This window comes from Segeticoccus rhizosphaerae (assembly GCF_009192725.1).
In the GTDB taxonomy this organism is placed as follows: domain Bacteria; phylum Actinomycetota; class Actinomycetes; order Actinomycetales; family Dermatophilaceae; genus Segeticoccus; species Segeticoccus rhizosphaerae.
Genome location: NZ_VOHR01000105.1, coordinates 1 through 11,215 on the forward strand (window position 1 = coordinate 1; position 11,215 = coordinate 11,215).

Annotated in this window: 10 protein-coding genes and 1 riboswitch; of the genes, 4 read left to right on the forward strand and 6 right to left on the reverse strand. The window is 71.1% G+C overall.

The genetic code is table 11. The features are described 5' to 3' along the window. Together mraW and mraZ are read right to left on the reverse strand one after the other, a co-directional pair. The coding region (mraW, locus tag FRW57_RS10395) for a 16S rRNA (cytosine(1402)-N(4))-methyltransferase (RefSeq protein WP_152185955.1) at window positions 1-150 on the reverse strand (150 nt) is incomplete at its 3' end. A 225-nt stretch (window positions 151-375) separates the two neighbouring features. Next, on the reverse strand, window positions 376-807 hold the full coding sequence (mraZ, locus tag FRW57_RS10400) for a division/cell wall cluster transcriptional repressor MraZ (protein WP_137120132.1): 432 nt from the start codon (window positions 805-807) through the stop codon (window positions 376-378). A 418-nt stretch (window positions 808-1,225) separates the two neighbouring features. Between mraZ and FRW57_RS10405 the strand changes: the two genes are divergently transcribed. From FRW57_RS10405 to FRW57_RS10415, 3 genes are read left to right on the forward strand one after another with little or no spacing between them, the layout of a single operon-like run. Then, window positions 1,226-2,245, forward strand: a complete 1,020-nt coding sequence (locus FRW57_RS10405; protein WP_137120277.1) for an AAA family ATPase — start codon at window positions 1,226-1,228, stop codon at window positions 2,243-2,245. 6 nt (window positions 2,246-2,251) lie between these two features. Then, window positions 2,252-3,526 (forward strand): DUF58 domain-containing protein, encoded by a 1,275-nt coding sequence (locus tag FRW57_RS10410; protein WP_137120131.1) that lies wholly within the window; start codon window positions 2,252-2,254, stop codon window positions 3,524-3,526. Continuing rightward, window positions 3,523-5,925, forward strand: a complete 2,403-nt coding sequence (locus FRW57_RS10415; RefSeq protein WP_152185956.1) for a transglutaminase TgpA family protein — start codon at window positions 3,523-3,525, stop codon at window positions 5,923-5,925. The genes FRW57_RS10410 and FRW57_RS10415 overlap by 4 nt, the downstream gene beginning before the upstream one ends. Window positions 5,926-6,012: 87 nt before the next feature. Here FRW57_RS10415 and FRW57_RS10420 read toward each other — a convergent pair whose 3' ends face one another. From FRW57_RS10420 to FRW57_RS10435, 4 genes are all read right to left on the reverse strand, one after another. Further along, window positions 6,013-7,641 carry an RNA polymerase sigma factor gene (locus tag FRW57_RS10420; protein ID WP_203230292.1) on the reverse strand — a complete coding sequence of 543 codons (1,629 nt, stop codon included), beginning with the start codon at window positions 7,639-7,641 and terminating at the stop codon, window positions 6,013-6,015. Between the two features lie 216 nt (window positions 7,642-7,857). Then, window positions 7,858-8,259: a universal stress protein gene (locus tag FRW57_RS10425; protein WP_137120128.1), complete on the reverse strand. Its 402-nt coding sequence runs from the start codon at window positions 8,257-8,259 to the stop codon at window positions 7,858-7,860. A gap of 99 nt (window positions 8,260-8,358) precedes the next feature. Continuing rightward, the gene (metX, locus tag FRW57_RS10430) at window positions 8,359-9,504 is read right to left on the reverse strand and encodes a homoserine O-acetyltransferase MetX (protein WP_202911375.1); all 1,146 of its coding nucleotides are present in this window, start codon (window positions 9,502-9,504) and stop codon (window positions 8,359-8,361) included. A 34-nt stretch (window positions 9,505-9,538) separates the two neighbouring features. Then, a riboswitch (SAM riboswitch) is annotated at window positions 9,539-9,650 on the reverse strand. A gap of 91 nt (window positions 9,651-9,741) precedes the next feature. Further along, on the reverse strand, window positions 9,742-10,812 hold the full coding sequence (locus FRW57_RS10435) for a DUF4192 domain-containing protein (RefSeq protein WP_162308121.1): 1,071 nt from the start codon (window positions 10,810-10,812) through the stop codon (window positions 9,742-9,744). A gap of 139 nt (window positions 10,813-10,951) precedes the next feature. Between FRW57_RS10435 and FRW57_RS10440 the strand changes: the two genes are divergently transcribed. Then, a partial coding sequence (locus FRW57_RS10440) for an antitoxin (RefSeq protein ID WP_162529332.1) occupies window positions 10,952-11,215 on the forward strand: 264 nt, incomplete at its 3' end.

Genomic DNA, 11,215 nt, shown 5'->3' on the forward strand with positions numbered 1-11,215 from the left:
CCGCAGCACCGCCTCGGTGTGCCCGCCCATGCCGAGCGTGCCGTCCACGAACACCGCGCCGGGGCCGGTCAGGGCGGGCGCCAGCAGCTCCACGATGCGGTCGCGCAGCACGGGGACGTGCCGCTGGTCGGCGGCCCCGTGTGGGTTCATCTGCGCTGTCCTCCTGGGTGGCGTGGTCACTGGTGGTCTGGGGTGGCGAGCCCTGTCGTCAGGTCTCCAACCGCTTCTGGAGGACCTCGGCCCGACACCGGGGAAGGTGCGTCGGGACGGGGAAGCGGGTGGAGACCTGGCGCCAGGGGCGCCGTGCTGGTGGGTTTCGTGGTTCGTGGCGGTCGAGGTGCGCTCGGGCTGCTCGGCCTGGGTCGGGAGGGCGGGTCAGAGCAGTCCGGGGATCACCTCCTCCGCCTGCTCGGCGAAGGCGTCCTCGGTGCTGCTCAGGTAGGCGTCCCACGCGGCGGTGTCCCAGACCTCCACGCGCGATCCGGCGCCGATGACGGTGCACTCGCGGCTCAGCCCGGCGTAGGCGCGCAGGGCGGCCGGGATGGTGACCCGGCCCTGCTTATCGGGGATCTCGTCGGAGGCGCCGGAGAGGAAGACGCGCTGGTAGTCACGGACCGCCTTGCTCGTGACCGGTGTGGTCCGCATCGTCTCGGCCATCCGGGTGAACTCGTCCATCGGGAAGACGTAGAGGCACCGCTCCTGACCGCGGGTGACCACCAGGCCACCGGCCATCCGGTCGCGGAACTTGGCGGGGAGGAACAGGCGGCCCTTGTCGTCGAGCCGGGGGGTGTGGGTGCCGAGAAACACGAGCCGACCCTCCCTCCAGCGCGGGTCCCGACGACCCACCTGCCTCCGTAGTCCTCCACCTTACTCCACTTCACCCCACGGTCAACCTTCCGGTGCGTGTTTCCGACGCCGTGTTCCCCGCGTTTGCGCAGGTCAAAAGACATCCACGGCGGGTGGAGGGAAAGCGAGCAGGAGATCCCAAGAGGGAGGCCCCGAGCTGCGCCCTCGGGTCGTCGCGAGCACCGTGGCGGCGCTCCCCCGCAAGGTTTGCGGTGCAGGAGGGCTGAACCGGAGCAATGTTCGTGACGTTGTGGGGGGAAGTGGGTGATGATGGGACCACAGGGCGGGGCCGCTCGCCCGGGAGCGATCCGCCCGCCGAAGGAGTTCATTGGTGAGTGCCGCTGACAGCCAGACCGACCTCATCGGGCAGGATCAACGGATGCACAACGCGTCGCAGGACCAGCCCGGTGGGCCGATCGGCCCGGTCGGCGACCACGTCGACGACCACGCGGCGCACCCCTCGGTCATCCGGGTGGCCCGCGACATCCACGAGGCGATCAGCTCGGTGATCGAGGGCAAGTCCGACGTGATCAGCACCGCCGTCACGGTGCTGCTGGCGGAGGGGCACCTGCTCATCGAGGACGTCCCAGGCGTCGGGAAGACGATGCTCGCCAAGGCGCTGGCGCGCTCGATCGACTGCACCGTGCGTCGGGTCCAGTTCACCCCCGACCTGCTGCCGAGCGACATCACGGGAGTCAGCGTCTTCAACCAGGACGCCCGGGTCTTCGAGTTCCGGCGCGGAGCGATCTTCGCCAATGTCGTGGTCGGCGACGAGATCAACCGCGCCTCACCCAAGACGCAGTCGGCGCTGTTGGAGTGCATGGAGGAGGGGCAGGTCACGGTCGACGGCGAGACCTACCTGCTGGCCAGGCCGTTCATGGTGATGGCCACCCAGAATCCGATCGAGATGGAGGGCACCTACCCGCTGCCCGAGGCGCAACGGGACCGGTTCATGGCCCGGATCTCGATGGGCTATCCCGCCGCGGAGTCCGAGCTCACCATGCTCGAGACCCACGGCGCCGAGTCACCCCTCGAGAAGCTGGAGCCGGTCACCGACGCCGCCACGGTGGAGTCGCTGATCCAGCAGGTCCACGGCATCTACGCCAGCCCCGCGGTGCGTCAGTATGTCGTCGACCTGTCCGTCGCGACCCGCAAGAGCAGTGCCCTGCGGCTGGGTGCGAGCCCTCGAGCCAGCCTGCAGCTGTTGCGCGCTGCCCGCGCACATGCCGCCCTCGCCGGTCGCGACCACGTGCTGCCCGATGACGTGCAGGCCCTGGTCCTACCGGTCCTGGCTCATCGGGTGATCCTGACCGGTGAGACCCAGCTGGCCCACCGGTCCGCGGTGGACGTCCTGCGTGATCTGGTCCACCGCGTACCGGTGCCCGCCCCGACGACCTAGCCCGCCATGGCCTCCGGCAGACGACGACACACCCTCACCACGCGTGGGCGCTGCTTCGTCGCGGCGGGAACCACCCTCACCCTCGGCGGGATGCTGCTCGGCTTCTCGGACCTGACGCGGGTCGGTGTGCTGCTGGTCGTCCTGCCGCTCGCCGCGCTGCTGCTGACCCGGAGGCGACCGCCCGCGATCGCCATCTCGCGCGAGGTGCAGCCCGCCCGGCTGGGCCTGGACCAACGTGCCGAGGTGCGGGTGACCTTCCAGAACCGAGGCGGCCGCCGCAGCCCGCTCTTCCTCGCGGAGGAACGGCTCGACTATGCCCTCGGCGACCGGCCGCGCTTCGTGTTGCCGCGGATGGACCCCGGCGCCCGCCGACGGCTGACCTACCGCGTGAGCAGCCACGTGCGGGGGCGGCACCTGCTCGGTCCCATCGCGCTGCGACAGCGTGACCCGTTCGGGCTCACCCACGTCGGCCTGGTCCTGCGCTCGACCACCGAGGTGCTGGTGCTGCCACGGATCGAGCCCCTGGGGGCGGCCCGGCCGCGCGGCGAGGGCCTGGGCAGCGAGGGCGAGATCCCCCACATGGTCGCCTCCCACGGCGAGGACGACGTGAGCATCCGCACCTACCGCGAGGGCGACGAGCTGCGGCGGGTGCACTGGCCGGCGACCGCGCACCGCGGCGAGATCATGGTGCGCCAGGAGGACCGGCCGGCCCGTCGTCGTGCCGTGCTGCTGCTCGACTCGCGCTCGGCCGCCCACCGGGGCTCGGGGAGCACCAGCTCGTTCGAGTGGGCTGTCAGTGCGCTGGCCTCCATTGCGGTCCGGCTCGTCTCCGAGGGGTATGCCGTCCACCTCGTCAGCGACGGAACGCTGGCCGACGGCGCCAGCGGCCAGCTCGTGGACCTCGACGCCATCCTCTCGGCGCTCGCGCTGGCCCAGCCGGGACCGGCGGAGGCCTTCGACGCCGCCGTCCGCGAGGGGCAGACGCTGGCAGCCACCGGGGGCGTGGTGGTCGCCGTCGTGGCGGACCACGACGAGGACGCCCTGCGCCGGCTCACCGCGGTCCGGCAGCCGGGCACCGTCGGCCTGCTGCTGCTGCTCGACACCCGGTCCTTCGACAACCGCGCCGAGGAGTACGAGTGTCCCGAGTCCACCACGGCGATGTCCAGCATCCCGGGAACTGCCGGCTGGACCACCCAGGTGGTCGGCTCCGGCGACTCGGTCCGGGCCGTCTGGGAACGGGCCACGGTCACCGGCTCGCTGCAGCAGGTGGGGGCCCGATGAATCGCGTCCGCGCCTCCGACGGCCTCCTCGCGGCGCTGGCCCTCGCGGTGGCCAGCTGGCCGCTCACCACCCTCCTGCAGCCCTCGACCTGGATCCAGCCGGCGCTGCTGCTCGTGCTGCTGGTGGCGGTCCTCGGGATGCTCGGCAGGGCCGCCGGACTGCGCGGCGTGGCGGTGCTGGTGGCCCAGCTGGTCCTCACCGGCTTCACGGTGATCTGGGTGTTCCTCGGCGGCCACCTCTGGTACGGCCTGCCCACCGACCAGACCCTCGATGATGCTCGCGTCCTGGTCGAGGAGACCGTCACGACGGTCACCAACTTCGCTGCTCCGGCACCGACCTCACCGGCGATCATCTTCGTGGTCGCCGCCTCGCTGGCGCTCATCGCCACCGTCGTCGACTACCTGGCGGTCACCCGCAGGGCGCCCGCAGTGGCCGGGCTGGTGCTGCTCGCCGTGTTCCTGGTCTCGGCCGCCAACAGCGGGTCCTCGCTCAATCCCGTCTATTTCCTGGCCCTGGCCTGCATGTGGCTGCTGCTCCTGGCTCGCCAGGGCAGCTCCGTCCTGAGGAGGTGGTCGTCCACCGACGCCACGCCGGCCACCCCGACGCGGGACCTCGACGACGTCCGCGGCATCGCGGGCCACGCCTCGGTGGCCCGTGCTCTCGGTGTGTCCACCCTGGTGCTGGCGATCGCTCTCCCGACCGTCCTGCCACACCTGCCGCCCCACTACTTCGCAGACGGACTCGGTCGCAGCGTCAGCGGCTCCGGTGGCACGGGGACGGTCGGCTTCACCCAGACCCTCGACCTCACCGCGGACCTGGCGAGCCGTGACACCACACCGGTGATCACCTACCGCACCAACGACCCCACGCCTCCCCCGCTGCGCGTGAGCACCACCTCGCACTACGAGGACGGCCGGTGGCTGCCCGAGCAGGTGTCGCTCAAGCAGGTCGCGACCTCGACCTCACCGAAGATCACGGCACCGGTCGGGCTGCAGCATGACGTCGGCCGCAAGAGGTACCGGATCAAGGTGCAGACCAACCGGCTCAACGCCCCGCGGCTCGCGGCGCCGTCGCCCGTCGTCGGCGCAGACCTCGACGGGGTGGACTGGGGCATCGACCCCGACGACCGCTCCGTGATCGTGAGCCGCCGGCCGGGTCACTACCAGGCCACCTTCCTGGAGATCGGGCGCGACGTCGAGGCGCGGACCTTCGCGGTGAGCCCAACGAAGCTTGCCGGTGTGGCGCCCGAGGACCTCGCCCTCGATCCTCACTCCGCTGACCTCGTGCGCACGCTCGCCAACCGCGTCTCCGGCAGCGCCAGGACCCCGCTCGGCAAGGCGATCAGGATCCAGGACTGGCTGCGCGACCCGACTCGCTTCAGCTACTCACTGACGTTGGCTCCGCCGCGACGGGACGCGGACGGCAACCGCCTCGACCCGATCAGCCATTTCCTCGTGACCAAGCAGGGCTACTGCACCCAATTCGCCACGGCGATGGTCATGATGGCCCGCGCGGAAGGCATCCCGGCGCGGATGGCCGTGGGATTCCTGCCCGGAGTGGAGGACGGCAACGACCTCTACACCGTCACCCAGTCCAACGCGCACGCGTGGCCCGAGCTCTACGTTCCGGACCTGGGCTGGGCCCGGTTCGAGCCGACACCAGCCGTCCGGTCCGGTGAGCCCCCGGTCTACGCCGAACAGGCACCGGCCGAGGCGACACCCGGAGGCCGCCCGTTGAACGAGAGCGAGGCAGCGCCCCCGGTCGTGCAGCCCGGCGCCCCGAAACGAGACATCACCTCGCTACCGAACGACACCGACACCACTACCGCCCCCGCTCCGTCTGCCTCACCATGGTGGGACCGGCTCCCCTACGGCGTGGGCGTCCTGGTGCTCGCGATCCTCGCCGGCCTGGTCGTGCCCCTCGCCGGCCGCTACCGGCGCCGGCACCTGGCCCGGTTCCCCGGACGCGACGGGGTCGAAGCGCAGTGGGCCGCGTTCTCCAGCAGGATGTCCGACTTCGGCTTCGCCGAGCCCCGAGGGCGCACACCGCGGCAGCTGCAGCGCCACTACCAACAGCACACCGGGCTCGACAAAGAGTCCGCGGCAGCCATGGGCAGGGTCCTGCAGACCCTCGAGCAATCCCGGTATGCCGTGCCCACCGCCCAGCCGTTGTCCATCGGGAGCGACACCAAGCAGGTGCTGCGCGACGTCACGAGGACGCGATCGTGGAGCACGCGCCTGCAAGTCATGCTCTGGCCCGGCAGCGGGCGCGAGCAGTTGCGGATCTGGGCGAGGGCCGCCGCTGAGCTCCTCGCACGACCGGGCCAGGAGCTCGGCGACCGGGTGGACAGCTGGACGACGCGGCGCCGCCGTCGCTCCGCACGCACCCGACCCCAGTGAGGAATCTTCGTGAGGTTCCGCCCCCCAGGAGGGCACCAAACCTCGCGATGATTCCTCACGCCAACCCCGGTTTACCCGGCCGCGCGATCAGTCGAGGTAGTCGCGCAGGACCTGCGAACGGCTCGGGTGCCGCAGCTTGCTCATCGTCTTGGACTCGATCTGCCGGATCCGCTCACGCGTGACGCCGTAGACCTTGCCGATCTCGTCCAGCGTCTTGGGCTGACCGTCGGTGAGGCCGAACCGCATCGAGACCACCCCCGCCTCGCGCTCGGACAACGTGTCGAGCACCGAGTGCAGCTGCTCCTGCAGCAGCGTGAAGGAGACGGCGTCCGCCGGGACGACCGCTTCGGAGTCCTCGATCAGGTCACCGAACTCGCTGTCGCCGTCCTCACCCAGCGGCGTCGCCAGGGAGATTGGCTCACGGCCGTACTTCTGGACCTCGACGACCTTCTCGGGGGTCATGTCGAGTTCCTTGGCCAGCTCCTCCGGCGTGGGCTCCCGGCCGAGGTCCTGCAGCATCTGCCGCTGCACGCGGGCGAGCTTGTTGATGACCTCCACCATGTGCACCGGGATGCGGATCGTGCGGGCCTGGTCGGCCATGGCCCGGGTGATCGCCTGCCGGATCCACCAGGTCGCGTAGGTGGAGAACTTGTAACCCTTGGTGTAGTCGAACTTCTCGACCGCGCGGATCAGACCGAGGTTGCCCTCCTGGATCAGGTCGAGGAAGAGCATCCCGCGGCCGGTGTAGCGCTTGGCCAGCGAGACCACGAGCCGCAGGTTGGCCTCGAGCAGGTGGTTCTTGGCCTTCTTGCCGTCCTGCGCGATCCACCACAGCTCACGCTTGAGCTTCATCTCGATCTTCTCGCCGGAGTTCAGCTGCTCCTCGGCGAACAGGCCAGCCTCGATCCGCTTGGCCAGGTCGACCTCCTGCTCGGCGTTGAGCAGCGCCACCTTGCCGATCTGCTTCAGGTAGTCCTTGACCGGGTCGGCCGTGGCGCCGGCCGTGACGACCTGCTGGGCCGGGGCGTCGTCCTCGTCGTCCTGCCGCAGCACGAACCCGCCGGTCTCGGACTCCTCCTCGACCGGCTTGGCAGGCGCGTCGGCCTCGTCCTCGTCGTCCTCGAGGTCCTCGTTGGGCACGTCGTCGGCGGACTCCGCGGCCTTCTTCGCCGCTCGCTTGGAGGCGGCCTTGGTCGTCTTCTTGGCCGTTTCCTTCTTGCCCGTGGTCGTCGCGGGCTCCGCCGCGGCAGCCGCCGCCTGCTTGGTCGTCGCGGCGTTCTTGGTCAGGGTCTTCTTGGCCGGGCCCTTCCTGGCCGTCTCCTTCTTGTCCGCCTTGTCCTCCACCGCCGTCTCGGCCGCCTTCGGTCCCGATGCCTTCTTGGCGGGCCTCGCGCTGGCCTTGGCCGCGGCCTTCTTGGTCGTCGCGGCCGTCTTGGTGGAGGCCGTCGTGGTCTTGCGCGTGCTGGTCGCGGCGACGGCCCGGTGGGCGGTCGCGGGGTCGAGGGTCACCGCGATCCCCTGCTGCTCGAGCGCGCGCAGCACCACCTTCATCCGCTTCGGCGTCACCTCCGCGGCCACGAGCCCCTCACGCAGCTGTTCACTGTCGACCGATCCGCGGGTCGTGCCGAGACGAAGCAGGTCCTGCAGTGCGGGGTGGCCGAACTCGGCGGGCAGGGACTCAGCCGCAGCGGCGGAGGATGAGGGGGACTTCGACACAGGCGACACCGACTACCTTTCGTCGCACTGCGCGGCGCGGAGCGCGTGCGACATCACCGTGCCGGCTACGCGCCAGACACGATCAGATGATGGGGGGTGGATGGTCCCAGCGGCCTTCGGTTCCGACCGTTCGGCCGCAGGTTCACTACCATTATAAAACCTTGGAGGGTGTGCTGTCTCCACGGACCCCGATGGAAGACGGTGACGCGCCCGCGGTCAGGCGTCGGCCTTGACGGCCAGGACGGGACACGGAGCATCGAGCAGGATCCGCTGAGCGTTGGAACCCAGGATCAGCTTGCCCACCGGGGTGCGCCGCCGCAGCCCGATGACGATGAACTCGGCATCCACCTCCTCGGCCACTGCGATGAGGTCCTCGGCCGGCTCGTTGCCGCGCACCAGCTGACGCACCTCGTGCTCGACTCCGACCTCATCCAGCTGGGCCTGCACCTGGCCGAGCTCCTGCTCGAACCGCTGGGCCTCCTGGCTGTCGAAATCTCGTCCGCCGCGATGGGAGTTGATGACGATCAGCTTGGTGCGGCGCAACTGGGACTCCTCCGCGGCACGGCGAAGCGCTGCACGTCCCTCCTTGGTCGGCACATATCCCACGACGACAGCCACTGGAACCCTCCTTGGTCGAGACGCGCGGCTCCTGCCACGCCGCAGACGCTACCGGATGGCACGGGTCGGCGCGTCGGGCTTGGCCGAAGGCTGGCCGACTCAGCCGGTCAGGGCCTCCCGCACGACGGCCCCGACCTGTGCGGTCTCGATGAGGAAGCCGTCGTGGCCGTGCGGCGACGTGATCAGTCGGTAGGTGCCCCGGTCGCCGGCCTCGACGATCTCGCGCGAGAGCCGCGCCGGGTAGAGGCGGTCGGAGTCGACGGCCGCGACGGTCAGCTCGCCGTCGAAGCGGCGCAGGGCCCGTCGCAGGCCGCCGCGACCACGTCCGACGTCGTGGGAGTTCATCGCCTCGGTGAGCACGAGATACGAGTTGGCGTCGAACCGGGACGCCAGCTTGCGGCCGTGGTGGTCGAGGTAGCTCTCGACCGCGTAGCGACCCCCACCACCGAGCGGCTGTTCTCCCCGTTGCGCCTCGCGGCCGAACCGATCGGCCAGCTCCACCTCGCTGCGGTAGGTGACGTGGGCGATGCGCCGCGCGAGCGCGAGCCCGCTGTCGGGGCCGTCGTGGCCGTAGTAGTCGCCGCCCCGGAAGTTCGGGTCCTGCCGGATGGCCAGCAGCTGCGGCTGGCACCAGGCGATCTGCTCGGCGGTGGCGTAGCCGGTGCTGGCGAGCACGATCGCTCGAGCCACCATCTCGGGATGGCTCACCGCCCACTCCAGCGCGCGCATCCCACCCATCGAGCCACCGACCACCCCGGCCCACCGGGTGACCCCGAGGGAGCGCGCCAGCGCCGCCTCGGCGCCGACCTGGTCACGGATGGTCAGGAACGGGAAGCGCCCGCCCCAGGACCGGCCGTCCGGGCCCACCGACCCGGGTCCGGTGGTGCCAGAGCACCCGCCCAGGACGTTGCTCGCGACGATGAAGAAGCGGTCGGTGTCCAGTGGGCGGCCGGGGCCGATGATGCCCTCCCACCACCCGGGCGTCGGCTGGCCCGGTCCGGCCGGACCCACGACGTGGCTGTCACCGGTCAGGGCATGCTCCACCAGCACAGCGTTGGTGCCGTCGGCGTCCAGGCTGCCCCACGTCTCGTAGGCGATCCGGACGTCGGGCAGCACCCCTCCGGCCTCGAGGGCCAGTCGCCCGACGTGCACCGTATGCCGGCCGGCCGGCTCCCTGGCACCGCTGGCCGGCAGGGGCGGTGCGCTCGGCGAGACCCGCGTTCGTGGGCGAATGGTGACGGTCACGGCGGCAGCTCCCGGGGTCCGAGGGGCCCGTCCGGGCCCGCGCTTGCCGACTCGGTCCGAGTCGGCCAGGTCATCACCCGGGGCACCCCACCGCGGAGGAGGGTTGCCGGCCAGCGAGCCGGGGCTTCGCGCTGGCGCTCATGACCTCCCCCGACTCTAACGACGACCCGGTCCCGCGGGGACCCCGTGTCCGCAACGTGGACGCCCCGCTCGCGCGGCTGGGGCCGCGGCTGCGGATCAGGCGGTCGCCGTCTCGGGACGGATGGACAGATCGACCATGCGCAGCAGCAGCAGCGCCAGTCGGTAGCTCGGATCCGACTCGAGGGCCTGCTCGAGGGCGAGCCTGGTCAAGGCGCCGTCGCCGCGCCACCAGGTGAAGCTGGCGAGCACGGTGAGCGGTGCCACCGCCCACTCGGGTGACAGGCAGCGGCACAGCTCGATCAGCCTGGCCTCGATCCGCTGCCGCGAGACCGCCTGCGTGAGGTCGTCTCCGGTCGGGACCGGTGGCAGTACGGCCCGGAGCTGCGCGACGACCTCTGGAGCGGCCCGGTCGAAGCCGAGGGTGCCGGGACACAACCAGGCGATCAACCCGTCGCGCAGGTCGATGTCGACCAGGGACACGGCCGCCATCGCCAGCTCCTCCGGTGTCAGCTCGGCGACCGGCACAGCCTCGTCGGAGTGATCGAGCAGGTGACCCCAGGCGCGCAGCTCCGCGAGGTCGTCGTCGTGCTGCTCTGCCGGCCGGTCGATCGAGTCCAGGCGCCGGTCCAGCCATCGGCTGGCCGCGGCATCCACGGCCCCGGCAAGCAACGGGCGCGCCGGGCGCAGCCACGCGGCCAGCGCGGCGCGATCCGCCACCGGTTGCTTCTCGCGGGCCACGAACTCGGCCACGGCGGCGACCTCGTCGGCACCGGGAACGGGACGACCCTGCGGCGGGCAGCAGTCGGCGCTGGTGCAGTCCAGGTCGTACCACCGCCCGTCCCTCACCACGAGCCGGTCGCGGACCCCGAGCCCCGCGTCGACGCAGGCGGTGCTCATGGCGTCGAGCGCCGGGCGCGAGGCTCCGTCGATCTTCTCGTACCCGATCAGCAGGACGTCCTGCGCTCCCGAGTCCAGCAGCGGCCCGAGCAGCTGCGCGACCGTCGGCCCCGCCTCCGCCGGCGGCGGCAGGTCGACCCGCGCCCGCAGCCCCAACCGGTTGCCGTGCAGGGCCACCACGACGAGGCTGTTCACCGGGTGGTAGCCGAGTTCGTAGGGCAGCACCGCGATGACGTCGGCGGGCCCCTTGACGTGAAGTGTTGTGGTCATCCCCCGACACTGGTCGGCGCCGGATTCACCGGAAAGGTCCGTGACGAATCTGTGGATGGTGCGCATACAGTCGGGGGGAAGGGGACGACCACGTCCCCGCCCGACGATCGGGCACCTCGGCACATGGACAGGAGTGACCATGAGTTTCTTGGACAAGGCCAAGCAGGCGTTCGGGACCGCGAAGGACAAGGCCGGCGAGCTGGCCACGGAACACGGAGACAAGATCGATTCCGCCATCGACAAGGGCGGCAGCTTCATCGACCAGAAGACCCACGGCAAGTACGCCGACAAGGTCGCCAAGGCGGGGTCGACGGCCAAGAACGCGGCCGACAAGCTCGCGGCCCAGAGCGAGGCGGGCGCGGACCGGGAGACGCCCGAGGCGCGGCCCGACCCCGAGGCGCCG